Here is a 20,050-nt window from a genome sequence, read left to right as displayed (position 1 = left end):
AGCAGGCAGGTCAGAAGTTCACGCCGAAGCTGAGCGAAACGAAGTCACGGTCAACGATGGTGTTGTAGTCGCCGCCGAAGAAGTTCGTGTAGTTCAGGCTCGCGGTGTAGGTGTTCTGGTACTCCGCATCCAGACCAATGCTGGCGGCCTTGCTGCCTTCGTTGAAGACCGGGCCGTAGCCGTGCACGTCGTGGGACCAGGCCAGGTTCGGCTTGAGGTTCACCCCGGCGAAAACGTTGTTGTAGTCCCAGATCGCGCGGGCGCGGTAACCCCAGGAGGACGAGGTGTAGAAGCCGCCGTCGCCGTACTCGGCGTCGGCAGTGGCGTTCTCCGGCACGCCGTACACCGAGTCACGGCCGTAACGCTCGCCGACCTCGTTGGTCATGCCACCGACGTAGGTCACACCGACTTCACCCACCAGGGTGACGCGGTCCGCGCCCATGGTCTGGTCGAAGAAGTGAGTGAAGGTAGTCTGCGCCTGGGTCACTTCCTTGCGGATGTAGCCATGGTTGATCTGGTTGGCCTGGGCCAGCGCGCCCGCGACCCCACCGCTGGCGTACCCACCGGCCACGGTGGTGGCGAGCAGCGGGGTAAGGTCGGTGGTGTTGAGCTGCAGCGGCATGTTCGGCCGGTAGCTGATCTCGCCGTTCCACGCAGTGCCGGTGGGCAGGGTGGTGGAGAAGCTCAGACCATACAGGCGGATGTCCTCGGGGTATTCGAGGAAGTAGTTGCCACGTCCCAGCAGGATTGGCTGGGCCAGCGCCGAGACGCGCAGCGCGTTGATGATGTCGGCGCTGCCGGCATTCTTCATGCTCACGATCGGCGTACGGCTGTGGTAATTCATGGCATAGGCGCCGTATTCCACATCGTCGCCCAGCCAGCGCAGGGCCAGGCCCCACTGACCGGAGTCGCGGGCATCGCGGTCGGCGCCACGCGGCACCATCAGGCCTTCCTGGGTGACGGTGACTCCCATGGAGTTGAGCAGCGAGTGGATGCCCGGCGAGTTCAGCGTATTGATGGTGGCCGGATCGAGGATGTTGTAGTTGGTGTTGCAACCGTCGGCGGCGACGTCGGTGGTGGAGAAGAAGGTGCCGCAGTTGTCGAGCACCGTCTGGTCCCACTCCAGCTGGTAGAAGCCCTCCACGGACAGCGCATCGGTGACGCTCTGCGACAGGTAGACCATGTTCACCGGGATCAGGCCTTCCTTGATTTCCGAACCGGGCCGGCGGAAGGCGGATACGTCGATGGGGTTGATGGTGTTGATGCTGTTGCCGATGAAGGTGCTTTCACCCCAGCTCACCACCTGCTTGCCCAGACGCACGGTGCCTGGCAGTTCGGCGATGGAGTAGTTGTAGTAACCGAAGGCATCCAGCAACTGGGCGCCGGAGGACTTGGCGCCTTCCTTGCGGCCATCGTCGGAAATCTGCTTCCACTCGGTACTCTCGTCCTTCAGGCGGAAGTCGTACCAGTACTTGCCACGGGTGAAGACGCCGAAGTCCCCATACTTCAGCTCCAGGTCGTGGATGCCCTTGAAGATCTTCGAAAAGGTATGCCCCTTGCGGAAGTTCAGCCGGCCGTCGTCGTTGGTCTGGGTCATGCCGTGGCCGCCGTTGGCGGCGCCGATCAGATCCTCTTTCGGACTCTGGGTACTCCAGCTGGCCCCCACGGACAGGCTGGAATCGAACTGCCCTTCGATCTCCCCGATATTGAAGTTGATTGCCTGAGCCTGGGTGGCGCATCCCAGGGCGACAGCAGTGGCGAGAAGTTGCGGTTGGAAGAATCCGCGCCTTGTTTTTGTTGTCATGCGGCTCTCCTGACGGTGTCTAGGTGGCCTTACCCTACTGAGCGACCTGACAGGGAGTAAGCGCTCCAAGGTGGTATTTGGCGTGTCGCCCGAAAGAGTGAATCCCCCCTCTGGAACGGGCTCTGGCGGGCGATATTGGTGCAGGCGATGACGGATCATCGAGACGATGGATAGTGCCTTGAGCCCGACAGGTGCTTTGCCACTACCCGAGAAGCGCTGTCTGGGGCATCCTTAGCTTCCTATGCAAGCCATCGACCAACGCCCGACCGACAGTCACCTGACCGAGCAGACCCGCGAGGTGGTGCTGCGCTACCACCAGTGCTGGAAGCAACGCGACCTCGAAGCGGTGCTCGCGCTGTATCATCCGCAGGTGCAGTACAACGACTTCTTCCAGAACCGCACACTGGGCTATACCGACCTGCGCGACTACGTGCAGGGCACCATGCCCAGTCGCCCGGAAGAGTTCCTCGACCACATCGACCGCATCCGCGTGGACGGCGACACCGCCTTCATCCAGTACCGCATCGCGGTCACCTTGAGCGGCCGCCTGGCGACCTTCCATTCCAGCGAAGCGATCACCGTGCGCGAAGGCCTGATCTGGCGCATCAACGAGTACGCCTCGGTGGTCCGCGAAGGCGGTGAAAGCCGCCCGCAGGCCATCGACCCGCGACCGGCCACCAGCCGCCTGGGCCTCTCGCCACGCCAGCTCAGCCAGCTGGCCAGCGACCTGGAAGACTACTTCAGCAAGAGCCAGCCTTACCTTGCGCCGGACCTGGACCTGACCCAGGTAGCCACCGCCACCGGCTACACGCGCAACCAGATTTCCTACCTGCTCAACCAGGTGATGGGGCTGAGCTTCTACCAGTACGTCAACCAGACGCGCCTGACCCACCTGCTCAGCCAGCTGCGCCCGCCGCTGCCTTCGCGCATCGACGAACTGGCCTTCTCCGCCGGCTTCAACTCGCTGTCGGCCTTCTATCGCTGCTTCCGCCAACAGACCGGCCAGTCTCCCCGCGAGTACCTCAAGCGCCTGCGCGAGGAACAGCAGGAGGCCTGATGCGCCCCTGCCGGCGGGTACGCGAGCAATCCTCGCGTACCCGCGCGCACGACAGAACCCCGCGCCAAATCTAGGCTTGCCGACATTCCCCCTTCTTCCTTTCGGAGTCGTCTATGTCGGCATGGCGTCATATCAGTCTGTGGATGAACCAGCTGGACGATGATCTCGTCCCGCGGCCGTCCCTGCAGGGCACCCTGGACGTCGATGTGGCCATCGCCGGCGCCGGTTACACCGGCCTGTGGACCGCCTATTACCTGAAGCTGCGCGCACCGCAGCTGAAGATCGCCATCGTCGAGGCCGAGACCGCCGGCTTCGGCGCTTCGGGCCGCAACGGCGGCTGGCTGATGGGCAACATGCTCGGCGAGGATCGCCTGCTCGCCGGCCTGTCGCCCGATCAGCGCCGCGCGTCCTACGACCTGCTGCACGACATCCCCGATGAAGTGGCCCGCGTGCTCGACCGCGAAGGCATCGACTGCGACTACCGCAAGGCCGGCGTGCTCTACACCGCCGCGCGCTACCCGGAGCAGGAAACCCGCCTGCGCGAGTACCTCGCCCACCTGCACGCCGAAGGCCTGACCGAGGATGACTACCGCTGGCTGAGCAAGAGCGAGCTGGACGAGCAGCTGCGCATTCCCAGCTCGCTGGGCGCCATCCACACCCCGCACTGCGCCACCATCGACCCGGCCAAGCTGGTCCGTGGCCTGGCCCGCGCCGTGGAACGCCAGGGCACGCAGATTTTCGAGAAGAGCCGAGTCACCCACTGGGCGCCCGGCCTGCTGCGCACCGACCGGGGAGAGCTGAAGGCTCACTGGGTGGTGCCGGCCATCGAAGGCTACGCCGCCGACCTGCCGCCGCTGGGCAATTACCAACTGCCGGTACAGAGCCTGCTGGTGGCCACCGAGCCGCTACCCGAATCGGTGTGGGCCGAAATCGGCCTCGACAAGGGCCAGGCCTTCAGCGAATTCAGCCGCCAGGTCACCTACGGCCAGCGCACTCCGGACAACCGTCTGGCCTTCGGCGCCCGTGGTGGCTACCGCTTCGGCGGCAAGCTGCGCAACGATTTCAGTCTGACCGAGGATGAAGTCGGCCTGCGCCGCTACCTGTTCAGCGAACTGTTCCCGCAGCTCAAGGACGTGCGCATCACCCACACCTGGGGCGGCAACCTGGGCATGTCGCGGCGCTTCCACCCGCACATGCTGATCGACCGTCGCAACGGCATCGCCCTCGCCGGCGGCTACGGCGGCGAAGGCGTCGGCGCCACTAACCTGGGCGGCCGCACCCTCGCCGACCTGATCCTCGGCCAGGACAGCGCCCTCACCCGCCAGCCCTGGGTCATCAATGATCGCAGCGTGCAGGACGGCCTGCGCGGCTGGGAACCCGAACCCTGCCGCTGGCTGGGCTACAACGCCATCATCCGCAGCTTCGTGCACGAGGACGATGTGCTGGCCAACCCCCACAGCGCGCCCTGGCGCCGCCGCCTGGCCGAGAAAGTCGCCGCCAGCATGGAAAACCTGATGACCTGGAAGGTCGGCTGACACGCTGACCTGCTTGCGAACAGTCAGCCCCCGAACAGTCAGCCCCGAATAGAAAGCCCACTGGAGCCCCCCGTATGAAACTGACCCACCTGAAGAACACCCTGCACGCCGAACTCGGTGAAGCCAACCCGGTTGCCGTGCCCCTGGGCGAGCCGATTTCGGAAACCCGCGTGGAATCCATCGAGCGCACCGACCGCGTGGAAACCGGCATCTGGGAATGCACCCCCGGCCGCTGGCGCCGCCAGATCGTCGAGCAGGAGTTCTGCCACTTCATCGCCGGTCGCGGCACCTTCACTCCGGACGGCGGCGAGCCGATCGCCTTCCAGGCAGGCGACGCCTTCCTGCTGCCGCAGAACAGCCTGGGCATCTGGGACATCCAGGAAACCACGCGCAAGACCTATGTGATCATCGAGCGCGACTGATCAAAGCAAAGCGGAGGCGCAAGGCCTCCGCTTTTCTCTTTCTAGAAGCGGCCGTGCCGCCCTTCCCCGCCAGCGAAACGCTTCGCCCCGTCCACCGTCTCGCCGCTTTCGATCACCGCCATCCCGCCCTGGAATTCGTTGGCCAGCGCCACGTCGAACGACAGGTTCCACTGCGCGAACACACTGTCACGATCGGCCAGCATGCAGCGTTGCGGAAACTCGGCAATCTCCCGCGCCAGCTCCTCCGCTGACTCCAGCGCCTGCCCGCTGGGCACCACGCGATTGGCCAGGCCCATGGCCAATGCCTCCTGCGCGCCCACCGGGCGACCGGTGAGGATCAGGTCCAGCGCCCGTCCCTGACCGACGATGCGCGGCAAGCGCACGGTGCCGCCGTCGATCAGCGGCACGCCGAAGCGACGGCAGAACACCCCGCAAACCGCGTCCTCGGCCATCACCCGCAGATCCGCCAGCAGCGCCAGTTCCAGCCCGCCGGCCACGGCATAGCCCTCGATGGCGGCGATCAGTGGTTTGGACAGCTGCATACGGCTCGGCCCCATGGGCCCATCGCCTTCCATTTCCAGACGGTTGCGCCGCTCGCCATCCTCGGCCACCGCCGCCAGATCGGCGCCCGCGCAGAAGGTCCCGCCGGCGCCGGTGAGCACGGCGACACGGGCTTCCTCGTCCTGCTCGAAGTCACGCAGGGCATCGGCCAGCGCCTGGGCGGTCGGCAAGTCCACGGCGTTGCGCACCGCAGGTCGGGCGATGACCAGGGTGGTCACCGGTCCGTTCTTCTGGATTATCACGCTCATGGCGAACTCCTTGGGCCTGGAAGCGGAAAAGCAAAAGGGCCGGCATTGAGCCGGCCCTTTCACCTTACTGCGTTCGCCGCCGTGGAACAGCCCTGCTGGCCGTTCCACCGGTCAGGCTGGCCGGATCAACCGGCGTATTTCTGCAGGTTGGCCATCATCTCGCGCAGCGCTTCGACGTTGTCCTTGGGGTGTGCAGCGTTCTCGAAGTCGCAGATCTGCGCAAAGTTGGCCGCCACGTCCTCAACGCTGAAGCCTTCGCGCGGGTCAAAGCCCACGCCCAGGCTGCGCTCCCAGCGCACCTTGCCGATCCAGCCGCCGCCGACTTCGAACAGGCCGGAGGTTTCCTGGCAGGCTTCGCTGCCCAGGTACACCACCAGCGGGCTGACCAGTTCGGGCTTGAGCGCCTCGAACACCTGCGGCGGAATCAGGCCTTCGGTCATGCGGGTGCCGCCGGTGGGGGCGATGGCGTTGACGAAGATGTTGTTCTTGCGGCCTTCGATGGCGAGGTTGCGGGTCAGGCCGTAGAGGCCCAGCTTGGCCATGCCGTAGTTGCTCTGGCCAAAGTTGCCGTAGATGCCGGAGGTGGACGAGGTGAAGATCACCCGGCCGTAGCCCTGCTCGCGCATGAACGGCCACGCGGCGCGGGTCACCTTGTAGGCGCCTTCGACGTGGACCTTGTAGACCAGGTCCCAGTCGGCATCTTCCATCTTGTGGAAGGTCTTGTCGCGCAGGATGCCGGCGTTGTTCACCACCACATCGATGCGACCGAATTCCTCGACGGCCTGGCGGACGATCTTCTCGCCGTCGGTCACCGAGTCATGGTTGGCGATGGCGGTTCCGCCGGCTTCGCGGATTTCCGCGACCACGCGGTCGGCAGCCGAGGCATTGGCGCCTTCGCCATGGGTGCTGCCGCCCAGGTCGTTCACCACCACCTTGGCGCCGTGCTTGGCGAACAGCAGGGCGTGGGCGCGGCCGATACCGCCACCGGCTCCGGTAACGATCACGACTTTTCCGTCGAAACGCAGGGCATCACTCATGATTGGGGCTCCAGGCAGGATGGTTTTTCGTCGAGTGTCCGGCAGTCACGATCCGGTCACAACCAAGACGACCCAGGCTGAATGGTGCTCGATAAGGCCAGGGGATGATCGGTCAGCGCATCGGCAGGTTCAGCTCCGAGCGCGGGCCGAGCTTGAACAGCCACCAGTCGTACTCGCTCCAGAACAGCAGCAGGCCGAAGGCCGGCAGCAGCGCCAGCGCGCCGAAGGCAGCGGGCACCCAGTCCTGGGTAAGCCAGGCGTAATAGCCGCCGGCCGCGCAGATTCCGCCCAGTACCAGCAGCACCGGAATGGCGACGAAGACGAAGTCACGGCGCAGGTGCAGCAGCGCCCGGTACAGCAGCGACCCTTGCGGCTGGCGGACGGGAATGACGGATCTGAGTGGCATGGCAGCGACCTCCGGCTGGACAAAGCCGGGGAAGCTACCGCTGCCACGCAGGGCCAATCTATCAGTCAGTTCCGAATCTTCGCCCAGATCGGTCCGTAGCTACGACACTCTTTCCTGTCGGAACGCCAGATAGTGCTGTAGCACCTGTTCCGGCGCCTCGACCTGCGGGTAGTGGCCGATGCCGGGCAGTTCGACGGTGTCCGGTTGGGGGATCAGCTCCCGGTAGCGCACCACCATGTGCGCACCGGAGATCGGGTCTTCCGGCCCGTCGATCAGGCGCAGCGGCACCACCGTGCGCTGCATAGTGCCGACCCAGCGTTCGCGATGCTGGCGACGGTCGAGGATGTAGTGGATCAGCCGGTGCATGACGCGCGGCCCGTCGTTGTGGCGGATTAGTTCCCAGAAGGCATCCAGTTCTGCTTCGGACGGCTGGGTCTGCGGGCCGAACACCTTGGCGAAGTTCTGTGCCAGGCGCTTGCGGTCGAACAGCCGGCCGAACAGGGAACCGAACGGGCCGAGCAGCAGCTTCTGCGAAAGCACCGCGCGGTGGGTCTCCGGGAACAGCCCGCCGTTGAGGAAGGCCAGCGAGGCCAGGGCGAAACCGCCCTCCTCGTGCCGCGCGAGCAGCTCCTGGCCAACGCTGTTGCCGTAGTCGTGCACCAGCAGGTGCACCGGCTCGCGCACGCCCAGGTGCTCCAGCAGCGCCTGTTGCAGGTCGGCCTGTTCGAGAATGCGGTAGTCGTGGCCCCTGGGTTTGGCGGAATCGCCAAAGCCGAGCATATCGCAGGCGATCAGCCGGTAGCGCTCGGCCAGCGGTTGCCAGAGGTAGTGCCAGTCCCAGGATGCGGTGGGGAAACCGTGGACCAGCAGCAACGGAGCGCCGCTGCCGGCGCTCCAGTAACGTACTGCGTGGCCACGGAAGGTGAAGTCACTGCCCCGCGCGCGCCAGTCGCGCAGGGCGATGCCGGCCAGCGCCATCAGTCGCGGTAGCCGGGGTTCTGCAAGTCCAGCTTGCGCAGCAGCGCCGGCCACGCCAGCGCGCCGCCCATGCCCTGCTTGCTCTTGGTCACGGCGGCAGCCATGGCGCGGGCGCCATCGAGGATCGGCTGCGGGATCAGGATCAGTTCGGCGCCGCCGCCCTGGGCCAGCACCTGGATCTCGCAGGCGCGCTGCAGGGTGAACATCATCAGGAAGGTGTCGGCGATGGTGCCCGAGCAGGTCAGCAGGCCGTGGTTGGGCAGGATCATGAAGTTGGCTTCACCCAGGTCCGCCTGCAGGCGCGCCTTCTCGTCATGGTTCAGCGCCACGCCCTCGTAGCCGTGGTAGGCCAGGCTGGAGAGGACGAACAGCGACTGCTGGGAAATCGGCAGCAGGCCCTGCTTCTGCGCGGAGACGGCGATGCCGGCGGCGGTGTGGGTGTGCAGCACGCACTCGACGTCGTGGCGCACGTCGTGGATCGCGCTGTGGATGGTGTAGCCCGCCGGGTTGATGTCATAGGGGCTGTCCATCAGCTTCTTGCCCGAGGCGTCCACTTTCACCAGGCTCGACGCCGTGATCTCGTGGAACATCATGCCGTAGGGATTGATCAGGAAGTCCTCGGTGCCGGGGACCTTGGCCGAGATGTGGGTGAAGATCAGGTCGTCCCAACCCTGCAGGGCAATCAGCCGGTAACAGGCGGCGAGGTCGACGCGGGTCTGCCACTCGGCGGCGGAGACCTGGTCCTTGACGTTCACGGTGGGCAGCGGATGAGCGGCGTGCATGGTCGGTAGCCTCTTCGTTGTTGTTGTTCGATGGCGCAGTCTAGTCAGCGCGGCAACCTGGCGACTGTCACGGAACTGACAGTTTCATCTGGCAGCGTCTGGCGAATGTTCCCCTATAAGCGCAGGCGGATAACTCAGCTTGCGTCAGCGGTTTGCCCACCTATAGTGGCGGTAGTCGCTGCCAGCGGCGCCTGATCGACCCGGCGCCCGGCGACTCCCTCCGAAAGCGCTATCCAGACAGTGCGGCAGCCAGCTCGCACGTCAGGGCTGGCGGAAGCGTGCCCGATTTCCATCCCTGCCCCGGCGTCCTTTGCGACGTCTCCGAGTCATCTGGAAACATTTCGCAATATCTTTCGCAACATTCCTCAGTAGTACCCGGGAGTCGGGAGGAGACTCCAGTTCGGCCAACGAGGCAGCCGACGTGAAACGAACCGCCATCATGCAGCCCTACTTCTTTCCGTACCTGGGCTACTTCAGCCTGATCAAGCACACCGACCTGTTCGTCCTGTTCGATACCGTGCAGTACATCCACCACGGCTGGATCGAGCGCAACCGCATCCTCAATCACCAGGCCGGCTGGTCGTACATCCGCGTGCCGCGGGTCAAGCACCACCGCCAGACGCTGATCAAGGACGTGCGCCTGGACAACCGCCAGGACTGGCGGCGCAGCCTGTTCTCCCAGCTGGACGTGTACCGCAAGGTCGCGCCCTATTACCGCGACGTGCGGGAAATGATCGCCGCGTCCCTGGACCATCCGTTCGAGGACATCGTCTCGGTGAACAAGACCACCCTGGAGGCCACCTGCGCCTACCTCGGCTTCCCCCGGAAGATGCCGGTGCTGTCGCACATGGAACTGCCTATGGAGCGGCCCACCGCGCCGGACGAATGGGCGCTGAACATCTGCAAGGCACTGGGCGGCGTGGAGGAGTACTGGAATCCGCCGGGCGGGCAGAGCTTCTTCGACCGTGGAAAGTACGAGGCCGCCGGGCTGACGCTGCGCTTCCAGGAGCCGAAGCTCACGCCCTATGAACAGAAGCGCCCGACCTTCGAGGCGGGCTTGTCGATCATCGACGTGATGATGTTCAACTCCCCCGCCGATACCTCACAGATGCTCGATGCCTATGAGCTGAGCTGAATGCCCGTTACAGGCACCAGACCAGAACCGGCGCCAGCAGCAGGTTGAACAGCCCGGTCAGGACCATCAGCAGGCCGGCCGCCGAACCCTCTTCACCACCGAACTCGTAGGCCCGGCTGGTCCCCGCCCCATGGGCGCCGACACCCAGCAGTGCGCCACGGGCCAGGGCGGAGCGCAGTGGCAGCATCTTCATCAGCACGCCGCCGATCAGGGCGCCGAATACCCCGGTGATCATCACGAAGGCCGCCGTCAGCGCCGGCACGCCGCCCAGGTCATGGGACATTTCCATGGCGAACGGGGTGGTGATCGAGCGCGGGATCAGCGACAAGGTCACCTGGCCGTCCAGCGCCAGCGCGTGGGCCAGCGCCCAGGAGCTGCCGATGGCCATGCCCGAACCGGCCAGCATGCCGGTCAGCAGCGCCGGCCAGTGGCGGGCGAGCAAGGCGCGCTGCTGCCAGATCGGGATGGCGAAGGCCACAGTGGCCGGGCCGAGCAGCGCCACCAGCCAGCTGGTGTCACGGGCGTAGTCGGCGTAGCGGGCCTGCAACGGGATCGCCAGGGCGAACAGCAGCACCGGCACGAAGACGATGGGCGAGAGCCAGTACTGCTGGAACCGGCGGTAGAGGGTACGGCTGAGCAGGTAACCGCCCAGGGTCACGGCCAACCAGAACAGGGCTTGCTTATCGAGGCTCATGGCGCGATCTCCAGCGGCACATCCACTCCACCGCCAGGGCGGTGGAGAGCATCACCAGTACGGTGCTGGCAGTGATCACCAGCAGAATCTTCCAGCCTTCGCTGCGCAGCAGCGGGCCATAGTCGAGCAGGCTCATCAGCGCAGGGATGAAGAACAGCAGCATCTCCGCCAGCAGCAGGCCGGCGCCGCCCTGCAGCAGGGCCGGGCGGATCACCCCGCAGGCGAACAGCACCAGCAGCAGCGCCAGCCCGACGACGCTACCCGGCACCGGCAGCCCGGTGAGGGTGGCGATCCAGCCGCCCACCCACCAGAAGGCGGCGAGGACGGCGAGTTCGAAAGTCAGGCGGGCGGCACGGCGGAACATGGCGGCGATCTCGATGCGTTAGGCGGGTGAGGGAATCGGTTGGGAATGGCGCAAAGCCTACTCCCACGCCTATCATCCCCAAAGCGAATAGATCGAATCGGAGCCATTCCATAATGGAATTCAAGCAACTGCGCACCTTCGCCGAAGTCGTGCGCCACGGTAGTTTCACCCTGGCGGCGGTGTACCTGAACGCCAGCCAGTCGGCGGTGAGCAAGCAGGTCGCGCAGCTGGAGCAGAGCCTGCGCGTGCAGCTGCTGGAGCGCAGCGGCCCGCATATTCGCCTGACCGCCGCGGGCGAGGTGGTGCTACGCCGCGCCGAGGACATGCTGCGCCTGCGCCGCGAGCTGCATACCGAACTGGACGACCTTACCCAGCTGCACCGCGGCGAACTGCGCCTGGGCCTGCCGCTGCTGGGCGCGGATGCGCTGTTCGCCGGGCGCTTCGCCGAATACAGGCGGCGCTACCCGAACATCGACGTGCACCTGATCGAGGGCGGCAGCAAGACCATGGAAGAGATGGTCCACAGCGGCGAGCTGGAGCTGGGCGGAGGCCTCACGCCGGACGACCCCGGCTTCGACTGGCAGCCCTTCTGCAACGAGCCGCTGGACGTTCTGCTGCCCGCCGCGCACCCGCTGGCCGGGCGCGGCAGCCTGGAGCTGGCGGAACTCTCGGACACGCCGTTCCTGCTCTACCAACAGAGCTTCACCCTCAACGACCGCCTGCTGCGCGCCTGCCGCGAGGCCGGTTTCGAGCCGAAGGAAGGCGGCCGCAGCGGCCAGGCGGATTTCCTCGGCGCGCTGGTCGCCGCCGGCCAAGGCGCGGTGCTGCTGCCGCGGGTGGTGGCAAAGGACCTGGAGCGGCCGGGACTGGTCCGCGTGCTGCTGAGCCAGCCGGACCTGCGCTGGGACATCAGCTTCATCTGGCGGCGCGACGCCTATCTGTCGAATGCCGCGAAGGCCTGGCTGGCGCTGATGGTGGAAATGCCGCTGCATCCAGAAGGTGCGGAGTGAAGCAAGGCTCGCGAGCAAGGGCCAGGCATCCCTCGATTCCACCAAGATCGTAGGGCGCATATCCCGGAACGGGTTATCCGACGGCAACTTGGCGGCGGACAACGCTGGCGCGTTATTCGCCCTACCAGAGCTCGGCACGAAGCCTTTCAGAGCAGCACAGGAAACTCGCTGACGAGCCGCAGCCACTGCAGCTGCGCCTCTCTGTCATCCGCCAGCAGCCGGAAGCCGGCGAATTCGAAAGCCGGCGACACGGTGCAGCCCACCAGCACGTAATCCCCCAGGCAACGTGCAGCCTGCCAGGCGTGGGCCGGCACGGCACGTTGCGGCAGGCTGTCCTCGCCCACCGGGCCGAGGACCTCGCGGCGCACCTCGGCATCCGGCCGTTCGGCGACCAGCAGCTCCAGCGCGCTGCCCTCGTGAAAGTGCCAGAGCTCGTCGGCGTCCACGCGGTGCCAGCGGCTGACGGTGCCGGCGGGCAGGAGGAAAAGGATGGCCGACGACTGCGGCCGGCCATCGGCGCCCACCAGTCTCGATTCGAACACCCGGCGATAGAAGCCGCCCTCGGGGTGCGGGGCAAGCTGCAGGGTGTCGATCAGGTAGCGGGCGCGGGGATGCATCAGGCCTTCAGCGCGGCGATGAAATCAGCCAGCCACGGCTCGGAGTCGGTCTCCTGGTCCACCGTCTCGCTGCCGTCCAGGCGCAGCATCGGCACCACTTCCTGCACGCCCAGCTCGGCATACAGCTCGCGCACCTGCTCGCCGCCACCGCAGTAGGTATCGCCGTAGCTGGAATCGCCCAGCGCCAGCACGGCGCCCGGACGACCGCGCCACTCGCCCGGCAGGCGGTCGCGGATGGCATGGAACAGGGGCTGGAAGCTGTCCGGCAGGTCGCCCATGCCGGTGGTGGCGGTCACTACCAGGAAGGCCTCGGGAGCGAACTCGAGCATGGCGTCCAGGGTGGCACGCGGGTCATACCAGGCTTCGAAGCCGGCGGCTTCGAGCAGGCGCTTGGCGTGGCGCGCGACTTCTTCGGCGGTGCCGTAGACCGAACCGGACACGATGGCGACTTTCATGTTCACTCCCACAAGGCAAGACAAGGCCGCCCATTATGCCCCATCCGTGCCGCACCGCGCCGGGGCTGGTATAGTTTTGCCCTACCCGGCCGCTAGGACATTGTCCGCCGCGGCGCTCCCTGAAGTGGATTTTCGCGAGGCGCGCATGGGCCAGACCCCAGCCCCCATCCTGATCACCGGCGCCAGCCAGCGCATCGGCCTGCACTGCGCGAAACGCCTGCTGCTCGAAGGCCAGCCGGTCATCGTGACCCATCGCCAGGACAAGCCCGGCATCGCCGAATTGCGCGAACTGGGCGCCACCTGCCTGCACGCCGAACTGGCCGATGAAACCGGCATCCTGGCCTTCGTCGACGAACTGAGGTCCCGCACCGACCGGCTGCGCGCGATCATCCACAACGCCTCGGCGTGGATCGGCGACACCCCCGGCGAGGAAGCCCAGGCCTTCGAATCGCTGTTCCGCCTGCACATGCTCGCGCCCTACCTGATAAACCTGCGCTGCGCGCCCCTGCTCGAGCGCGACGCCGCCGAGCGCGGCGCCCCGGCGGACATCATCCATCTCTCCGACGACGTCGCCCGCAAGGGCAGCGCCAACCGCATCGCCTACTGCGCCAGCAAGGCCGGCCTGGACAACCTCACCCTGTCCTTCGCCGCGAGCCTCGCGCCCCGCATCAAGGTCAACGGCATCGCGCCGGCACTGATCCTGTTCAACGAAGGCGACGACGACGCCTACCGCGCCCGCACCCTGGCGAAATCCGCCATGGGCATCGAGCCCGGCCCGGACGTGATCTACCAGAGCGTGCGCTACCTGCTCGACAGTCCCTACGTGACCGGCACTACCCTGACCGTCAACGGCGGCCGGCACCTCAAATGACCCGCCCGGCGCGGGCGCGAGGAACTCCCACCATGATCGAAGACCTGTCTCACCACTACCGTGAGATTCTCCAGGGGATCGGCGAAGACCCGACCCGAGAAGGCCTGCTGGACACCCCCAAGCGCGCGGCCAAGGCCATGCAGTACCTCTGCCACGGCTACGGGCAGACGCTGGACGAGATCGTCAACGGCGCGTTGTTCGCCTCGGACAATGACGAAATGGTGATCGTGAAGGACATCGAGCTCTACTCGCTGTGCGAACATCACCTGCTGCCCTTCATCGGCAAGGCCCATGTGGCGTACATTCCCACCGGCAAGGTGCTGGGCCTGTCGAAGGTCGCGCGCATCGTCGACATGTTCGCGCGGCGCCTGCAGATCCAGGAAAGCCTGACCCGGCAGATCGCCGAGGCGGTCCAGCAGGTCACCAGCGCCGCCGGCGTGGCGGTGGTGATCGAGGCGCAGCACATGTGCATGATGATGCGCGGGGTGGAGAAGCAGAACTCGGTGATGAACACCTCGGTGATGCTTGGCGCCTTCCGCGCGTCCACCAATACCCGCCAGGAATTCCTGCAACTGATCGGACGGAGCAAGTGAAATGACGCAATTGCAGCCGGGCATGGCGCGAATCCGGGTCAAGGACCTGCGCGTGCGCACCTACATCGGCATCAAGGAAGAGGAAATCCTCAACAAGCAGGATGTGCTGATCAACCTCACCATCCTCTACCCCGCCGGTGATGCGGTGCAGGTCAACGACATCGACCACGCGCTGAACTACCGCACCATCACCAAGGCGATCATTGCCCACGTCGAGGAAAACCGCTTCGCCCTGCTCGAGCGCCTGACCCAGGAACTGCTCGACCTGGTGATGGCCAACCCGGCGGTGCACTACGCCGAGGTGGAAGTGGACAAACCCCACGCACTGCGCTTCGCCGAGTCGGTATCGATCGCCCTGGCCGCCCAGCGCTGAGCCGCGCTCTGCACTTGCACGCGCGTGCCAGTCGGCCAACGGGCGTTGCTGGCAGATCGCCCGCCTCTTAGAATCTCGCCAGCCCCGCCATGCGCCTCCGATGCGCCTTAGTTGAGAGACCTGCCATGACCGAGCCGATGAACCTGACCGACGAGCAGCGTACCGAACTCGAAGCCGCCGCGTTCCGCACCCTGGTGCAGCACCTGCGTACCCGCAAGGACGTGCAGAACATCGATCTGATGAATCTTGCCGGGTTCTGCCGCAACTGCCTGTCCAAGTGGTACAAGGCCGCGGCGGACGACATGGGCCTGCCGGTCAGCCCGGATCAGGCCCGCGAAGAGATCTACGGCATGCCTTACGCCGAATGGAAGGCCAAGTACCAGACGGAAGCCTCGCCCGAGCAACAGGCGGCCTTCGACCACGCGAAGAAACACTAAGAGTTTGCCTTGATGACCCTCACTGATTTCCGCTCGCGCCTGCGCAGCGAACAGCACCTGTTCACCGATACCCTGGCGTACATCGCCGAGCACTACAGCTACACCCCCAGCGCCTTCACCAACGGCAGCGTGGAAAACCCCGCCGGGCAGAACGAAGGCTCCTGCAAGACCCTGGGTTTCGCGATCCTCGAAGGTTTGAGCCAGGAAGAGTCGCTGCTGGCATTCGGCGAGCACTACCGCGCCGTGCGCGAGCATCCCGAAGGCACCGACCACGCCAACATCCGTGCGCTGCAGACCACTGGCCTGGCCGGCGTCAACTTCGAGCGCCAGCCGCTGTCGCGCCGCGGCTGAGGTTATCCGGCTCCATAAAAAAAGCCCCGCATCAGCGGGGCTTTTTTATGGAGCATCATGCTCGACGGCGGATAACGCTGACGCCTTATCCACCCTACGAAGAATGCCCACCTCGCCGAGTGGGCAAGAAAAAGGCCCCGCAAGCGGGGCCCCTTCCTGCACGCCGGCTCTTCGGGCCGTTACAGGGAATCCAGGTAACGCTCCACATCCAGCGCGGCCATGCAGCCGGCGCCGGCGGAGGTGATCGCCTGGCGGTAGACGTGGTCAGCCACGTCGCCGGCAGCAAAGACACCGGGAATACTGGTCGCGGTGGCATTGCCATCGCGGCTGCCGCTCACCACCAGGTAGCCGTCCTTCAGCGCAAGCTGGCCTTCGAACAGCGAGGTGTTGGGCGTGTGGCCGATGGCGACGAACAGGCCATCCACTTTCAGTTCGGAATCCTCGCCGTCGTTGTGGCGCAGGCGCACACCGGTGACGCCCATGTCGTCGCCCAGCACTTCCTCCACCTGGGCATTCAGGCGCAGTTCGATCTTGCCTTCGGCGATGCGCGCACGCAGCTTGTCCTGCAGGATCTTCTCGGCGCGGAAGCTTTCGCGGCGGTGCACGAGGGTCACCTTGCTGGCGATGTTGGCCAGGTACAGGGCCTCTTCCACGGCAGTGTTGCCGCCGCCGACCACCGCCACTTCGCGGTTGCGGTAAAAGAAACCATCGCAGGTGGCGCAGGCGGACACACCTTTGCCCATGAAGCTCTCTTCCGACGGCAACCCCAGATAACGCGCGCTGGCGCCGGTGGCGATGATCAGTGCATCGGCGGTATAGGTGCCGCTGTCACCCTTGAGCACGAAGGGCTTGCCGGCCAGGTCCACGCCGTGGATGTGATCGAAGACGATCTCGGTCTCGAAGCGCTCGGCGTGCTCCTGCATGCGCTGCATCAACGCCGGGCCGGTCAGGCCATGGGGGTCGCCCGGCCAGTTGTCGACCTCGGTGGTGGTGGTCAGCTGGCCGCCGGCCTGCATACCGGTGATCAGCAGCGGCTTGAGGTTGGCACGGGCGGCATAGACCGCGGCGCTGTAGCCGGCGGGCCCGGAACCCAGAATGATGACGCGCGCGTGACGATCGGACATGACAGCCTCCAGTGCACAGGTGAATGAGTCGGGCAAAGAAAAGGGAGCTGCCAAAGCACCAGGGGGAAGGTTGGGAGGGCGGCAGCTCCACGTAAAAGTTTCTTGCGCGATCCGCATGGCCCGGAGACCGTGGGCAATGCGGTGTGACCCAAGTCACAATTCGCATTGTCCTGCAGAACGCTGGGAATCCCTTGAGATAAGTCAGGGATTTCCGCAGTCGCCCCGAACGCCTTGAGATAAGTCAGGGAGCGGCGGATCGACCCTCGAACTTGTTCGATAGCAGATGGCGCGCAGCTTACCGCCGCCGCTGCGTCCTGCTGAAATGTCCAATATCAATGCCCTCCATAGGCTGCCCCTATGCAGCGGGCACCCATTGCCTGGATGGCTAGACTCAAAAAACCAAAGGTCACCCGTATCACCATGAACCTTCGCGCCCGCCTGCTATGGCTGTGCCTGCCCCTGTTCATCGCGAGCCTTGCCGGGGTCTGGCTGCTGTCGGACTTGATCCTGCTCGACCGCTTCGACCGCGGGGACCGCCAGCGCCTGGCCGACGAGGTGCGAATCGTCCACAACCGCATCGCCTACGAGAAGCAGCGCAACCTCGATATCGTCCACAGCTATGCCTGGTGGGACGCCAGCTACCAGTTCATGCGCCTGCCGCAGACACGCTTCGTCGAGGACAACCTGGATCAGGACCTGCTCGGCATCCTCGGCTTCGACTACGTGCTCTACGTCGACCGCGACGGGCGCATTCTCGCCCAGCAGTGGAAGCTCGACGAACTGGCCCAGCGCTTCCCCGGCCAGCAGGTACCGGCCCCCGCCCAGTTGCGCCAGAGCATTCTCAGCACCGCGCTGCGCCTGGGCGCGCTGCACATCGACGGCGACCCACGTCACAGCCTCGACCAGTTGCTGCAGGTAGAGGGCATCCCGCAGCTGTTGCTCAGCTACCCGATCAGCAACACCTCCGGCACCGCCGAGCCGGCCGGCGCGGTCATCGCCGGCGTGCTGCTCGACAATGCGCGCATGTCCAACCTGCAGACCCAGATGGGCGCGACCCTGCGCCTGGTGCAGGACGAGGTGAAAGGCAACGACTGGCGTACCCTGAACATCCCTACCGGGCGCGGCGCCACCCTGCTCAGCCCGCGACGCCTGCTGGACGAGAACAGCCAGCAGATGTCCCTGCTCTACCTCGACTCCCTCGGCAAGCCGCAACTGCGCCTGGAGCTCACCAGCCCGCGGCCGCTTTACCAGCAGGGCCAGCAGTCCGTGCGGCTGTTCCTCTACCTGACGCTGGCACTGCTCGGCGGCGCCATCCTGCTGGCCTACGTGGCACTGGAATTCCGCATCATCCGCCGCGTCACCAGCATGAACCGCGAGGTCGCGGTCATCGGCCAGGACGACACGCCCTCGCGCCTGAGCCCCCAGGGCACGGACGAACTGGGCCAACTGGCGAACGAGATGAACCGCACCCTCGACCGCCTGGAACAGAGTGAAGCGCGCGACCGGGCGATCCTCGACGCGATCCGCGACGGCTACTTCGAGATGGACACCCAGGGCATCATCCGCACGCTCAACCCGGCGCTGTGCCGAATGCTCGGCTATGACGCCGAGCAGCTCAGCGGCCAGCACTTCAGCATCCTGCTGCAGGAGCAGGACCTGCTCCGCGCTCGCAGCCTCTACCAGCAGGCCCGCGACGACGAGCAGGAAACTACCTTCTCCGCGCCCTTCAAGCGCCGCGACGGCCGGCTGGTCAGTTGCGAGACGCGGCTCTCGGCGATCCGCGACGGCCAGGGCGAGTTCCAGGGGTTCCGCGGCATCTTGCGCGACATCAGCGACCAGGTGGCCTACCAGAAACAACTCATCGACCTGGCCTACCGCGACACCCTCACCGAGCTGGGCAACCGCAAGGCGTTCAACGAACAGTTGCAGCAGGCCGTCGTGCACAGCAACCGGGTCGCGTTGCTGTACATCGACCTGGACCGCTTCAAGCAGGTCAACGACCGCTTCGGCCACGCCCTCGGCGATGCCCTGCTCAGCACGGTCGGCGAGCGTATGCGCGGCAGCCTGCGCCAGCCGGACCAGGCCTTCCGCCTGGGCGGCGACGAATTCGCCGTGCTGCTGGAGAACGCCGAGCCGGATCAGGCCGAAGCCCTGGGCTTGCGCCTGCTGGCGGTGCTGGGCGCCGAGTACGACCTGGGCGGCCAGGTGATCGACTTCGTCACCCCCAGCATCGGCATCGCCTTCTACCCGCAGGATGCCGGTGACGCCGACGCCCTCACCCGCGCCGCCGACATCGCCATGTACCAGGCCAAGCAGGAACGCAACCGCTGCTATCGCTACACGGCAGCCTGAGCGCCGGCCCGCGAACACATACCCGGCAAAACAGACGGCTCGCCGGCCGTTCGCCCGGTCTGCTAAGGTCGCCTACGGTTCAACCCTGGAGAATCCGATGTCCACCCTGAGCGGCCCGCAATACCTCAGCGAAGGCCTGAAACTGATGATGCGCCCCGGCCTGCGACTGTTCGTCCTGCTGCCCCTGAGCATCAACATCCTGCTGTTCGTCGGCCTGATCGGCTTCGCCATCAACCAGTTCAGCCACTGGGTCGATGCCCTGATGCCCAGCCTGCCGGACTGGCTCAGCTTCCTGCAGTTCATCGTCTGGCCGCTGTTCGTGGCACTGGTGCTGCTGATCGTATTCTTTACCTTCACCATGATCGCCAACATCATCGCCGCGCCCTTCAACGGCTTCCTCGCGGAGAAGGTCGAGGTGGTGGTGCGCGGCACCGACGACTTCCCCGAATTCAGCTGGGGCGAACTGATGGCCATGGTGCCGCGCACCATCGGCCGCGAGCTGCGCAAGCTCGGCTACTTCCTGCCGCGCGCCATCGCGCTGTTCATCCTCAGCCTGATCCCCGGGCTGAACCTGATTGCCGCGCCGCTGTGGCTGATTTTCGGCGTATGGATGATGGCCGTGCAGTACATCGACTACCCCGCGGACAACCACAAGCTGGGCTGGAACGAGATGCTCGCCTGGCTGCGCAGCAAGCGCTGGGCGTGCATGGGCTTTGGCGGCATCACCTACCTGGCGCTGCTGATTCCGGTGGTCAACCTGGTCGCCATGCCCGCCGCCGTGGCGGGTGCGGTGCTGTTCTGGGTGCGTGAAGGCGGCGATCAGGCACTGGTGAAGTAATCACCG

23 protein-coding genes are annotated in these 20,050 nt (G+C 65.8%); 12 read left to right on the top strand and 11 right to left on the bottom strand.

Annotated features, from left to right (window positions below; genetic code table 11):
* Window positions 1–10 precede the first annotated feature (10 nt).
* Window positions 11–1,804, bottom strand: coding sequence for a DUF1302 domain-containing protein (locus tag IB256_RS01120; RefSeq protein ID WP_192291995.1), 1,794 nt, complete (start codon window positions 1,802–1,804; stop codon window positions 11–13).
* A 241-nt stretch (window positions 1,805–2,045) separates the two neighbouring features.
* Between IB256_RS01120 and IB256_RS01115 the strand changes: the two genes are divergently transcribed.
* From IB256_RS01115 to IB256_RS01105, 3 genes are all read left to right on the top strand, one after another.
* Window positions 2,046–2,861, top strand: coding sequence for an AraC family transcriptional regulator (locus IB256_RS01115; RefSeq protein ID WP_192291998.1), 816 nt, complete (start codon window positions 2,046–2,048; stop codon window positions 2,859–2,861).
* Between the two features lie 113 nt (window positions 2,862–2,974).
* Complete coding sequence (locus IB256_RS01110; protein WP_192401038.1) at window positions 2,975–4,396, top strand: NAD(P)/FAD-dependent oxidoreductase; 1,422 nt, start codon at window positions 2,975–2,977, stop codon at window positions 4,394–4,396.
* A 74-nt stretch (window positions 4,397–4,470) separates the two neighbouring features.
* Window positions 4,471–4,818 (top strand): cupin domain-containing protein, encoded by a 348-nt coding sequence (locus IB256_RS01105; protein ID WP_081516238.1) that lies wholly within the window; start codon window positions 4,471–4,473, stop codon window positions 4,816–4,818.
* 41 nt (window positions 4,819–4,859) lie between these two features.
* Here the strand turns inward: IB256_RS01105 and IB256_RS01100 are convergent, their stop codons facing one another.
* The 5 genes from IB256_RS01100 to IB256_RS01080 all read right to left on the bottom strand — a co-directional run bounded on the left by IB256_RS01100 (window position 4,860) and on the right by IB256_RS01080 (window position 8,830).
* Window positions 4,860–5,627 (bottom strand): crotonase/enoyl-CoA hydratase family protein, encoded by a 768-nt coding sequence (locus IB256_RS01100; protein ID WP_192292004.1) that lies wholly within the window; start codon window positions 5,625–5,627, stop codon window positions 4,860–4,862.
* Between the two features lie 125 nt (window positions 5,628–5,752).
* Entirely contained in the window at window positions 5,753–6,664 is a 912-nt protein-coding gene (locus tag IB256_RS01095) for an SDR family oxidoreductase (protein WP_081516240.1), read from the bottom strand.
* Window positions 6,665–6,776: 112 nt separating this feature from the next.
* Window positions 6,777–7,070, bottom strand: coding sequence for a hypothetical protein (locus IB256_RS01090; RefSeq protein ID WP_192292006.1), 294 nt, complete (start codon window positions 7,068–7,070; stop codon window positions 6,777–6,779).
* Between the two features lie 99 nt (window positions 7,071–7,169).
* Window positions 7,170–8,048, bottom strand: coding sequence for an alpha/beta fold hydrolase (locus IB256_RS01085; RefSeq protein WP_192401037.1), 879 nt, complete (start codon window positions 8,046–8,048; stop codon window positions 7,170–7,172).
* A complete protein-coding gene (locus tag IB256_RS01080) occupies window positions 8,048–8,830 on the bottom strand; it encodes a class II aldolase/adducin family protein (RefSeq protein ID WP_192292012.1) in 783 nt (260 codons plus the stop codon). The genes IB256_RS01085 and IB256_RS01080 overlap by 1 nt, the downstream gene beginning before the upstream one ends.
* A gap of 421 nt (window positions 8,831–9,251) precedes the next feature.
* Between IB256_RS01080 and IB256_RS01075 the strand changes: the two genes are divergently transcribed.
* Window positions 9,252–9,965, top strand: a complete 714-nt coding sequence (locus IB256_RS01075) for a WbqC family protein (protein WP_285886880.1) — start codon at window positions 9,252–9,254, stop codon at window positions 9,963–9,965.
* A gap of 7 nt (window positions 9,966–9,972) precedes the next feature.
* Here the strand turns inward: IB256_RS01075 and IB256_RS01070 are convergent, their stop codons facing one another.
* Both IB256_RS01070 and IB256_RS01065 read right to left on the bottom strand, forming a co-directional pair.
* A complete protein-coding gene (locus IB256_RS01070; RefSeq protein ID WP_192292015.1) occupies window positions 9,973–10,659 on the bottom strand; it encodes an LrgB family protein in 687 nt (228 codons plus the stop codon).
* Window positions 10,646–11,023, bottom strand: a complete 378-nt coding sequence (locus IB256_RS01065) for a CidA/LrgA family protein (RefSeq protein WP_192292018.1) — start codon at window positions 11,021–11,023, stop codon at window positions 10,646–10,648. Before IB256_RS01065 ends, IB256_RS01070 begins: the two co-directional genes overlap by 14 nt.
* A 113-nt stretch (window positions 11,024–11,136) precedes the next feature.
* On the opposite strand from IB256_RS01065, the gene IB256_RS01060 reads away from it, so the two are divergent.
* Window positions 11,137–12,033, top strand: a complete 897-nt coding sequence (locus IB256_RS01060) for a LysR family transcriptional regulator (protein ID WP_192401036.1) — start codon at window positions 11,137–11,139, stop codon at window positions 12,031–12,033.
* Window positions 12,034–12,179: 146 nt separating this feature from the next.
* Here the strand turns inward: IB256_RS01060 and IB256_RS01055 are convergent, their stop codons facing one another.
* Window positions 12,180–12,650, bottom strand: coding sequence for a cupin domain-containing protein (locus tag IB256_RS01055; RefSeq protein ID WP_192401035.1), 471 nt, complete (start codon window positions 12,648–12,650; stop codon window positions 12,180–12,182).
* Window positions 12,650–13,105, bottom strand: coding sequence for a flavodoxin (locus IB256_RS01050; RefSeq protein ID WP_081516248.1), 456 nt, complete (start codon window positions 13,103–13,105; stop codon window positions 12,650–12,652). The genes IB256_RS01055 and IB256_RS01050 overlap by 1 nt, the downstream gene beginning before the upstream one ends.
* A 145-nt stretch (window positions 13,106–13,250) precedes the next feature.
* Here IB256_RS01050 and folM point away from each other — a divergent pair, with 145 nt between their 5' ends.
* The 5 genes from folM to IB256_RS01025 all read left to right on the top strand — a co-directional run bounded on the left by folM (window position 13,251) and on the right by IB256_RS01025 (window position 15,730).
* Window positions 13,251–13,976 carry a dihydromonapterin reductase gene (folM, locus tag IB256_RS01045; protein WP_192401034.1) on the top strand — a complete coding sequence of 242 codons (726 nt, stop codon included), beginning with the start codon at window positions 13,251–13,253 and terminating at the stop codon, window positions 13,974–13,976.
* Window positions 13,977–14,008: 32 nt separating this feature from the next.
* Window positions 14,009–14,569, top strand: coding sequence for a GTP cyclohydrolase I FolE (gene folE / locus IB256_RS01040; protein WP_081516250.1), 561 nt, complete (start codon window positions 14,009–14,011; stop codon window positions 14,567–14,569).
* A gap of 1 nt (window position 14,570) precedes the next feature.
* Window positions 14,571–14,942, top strand: a complete 372-nt coding sequence (gene folX, locus IB256_RS01035) for a dihydroneopterin triphosphate 2'-epimerase (protein ID WP_081516251.1) — start codon at window positions 14,571–14,573, stop codon at window positions 14,940–14,942.
* A gap of 125 nt (window positions 14,943–15,067) precedes the next feature.
* Complete coding sequence (locus IB256_RS01030; protein WP_081516252.1) at window positions 15,068–15,379, top strand: DUF1244 domain-containing protein; 312 nt, start codon at window positions 15,068–15,070, stop codon at window positions 15,377–15,379.
* Window positions 15,380–15,391: 12 nt separating this feature from the next.
* Window positions 15,392–15,730, top strand: coding sequence for a HopJ type III effector protein (locus IB256_RS01025; RefSeq protein WP_081516253.1), 339 nt, complete (start codon window positions 15,392–15,394; stop codon window positions 15,728–15,730).
* A 179-nt stretch (window positions 15,731–15,909) separates the two neighbouring features.
* On the opposite strand, the gene trxB is transcribed toward IB256_RS01025, so the two are convergent.
* A complete protein-coding gene (trxB, locus tag IB256_RS01020) occupies window positions 15,910–16,854 on the bottom strand; it encodes a thioredoxin-disulfide reductase (RefSeq protein ID WP_192292027.1) in 945 nt (314 codons plus the stop codon).
* Window positions 16,855–17,274: 420 nt separating this feature from the next.
* Here trxB and IB256_RS01015 point away from each other — a divergent pair, with 420 nt between their 5' ends.
* Together IB256_RS01015 and cysZ are read left to right on the top strand one after the other, a co-directional pair.
* Window positions 17,275–19,206, top strand: a complete 1,932-nt coding sequence (locus IB256_RS01015) for a diguanylate cyclase domain-containing protein (RefSeq protein WP_192292044.1) — start codon at window positions 17,275–17,277, stop codon at window positions 19,204–19,206.
* Window positions 19,207–19,303: 97 nt separating this feature from the next.
* Window positions 19,304–20,044 carry a sulfate transporter CysZ gene (gene cysZ / locus IB256_RS01010; protein ID WP_192401033.1) on the top strand — a complete coding sequence of 247 codons (741 nt, stop codon included), beginning with the start codon at window positions 19,304–19,306 and terminating at the stop codon, window positions 20,042–20,044.
* The last annotated feature ends 6 nt before the right edge of the window (window positions 20,045–20,050 follow it).

It is taken from the genome of Pseudomonas sp. PDM17 (genome assembly GCF_014851985.1).
Lineage (GTDB): Bacteria > Pseudomonadota > Gammaproteobacteria > Pseudomonadales > Pseudomonadaceae > Pseudomonas.
This window is presented reverse-complemented; position numbering and strand designations above follow the sequence as displayed.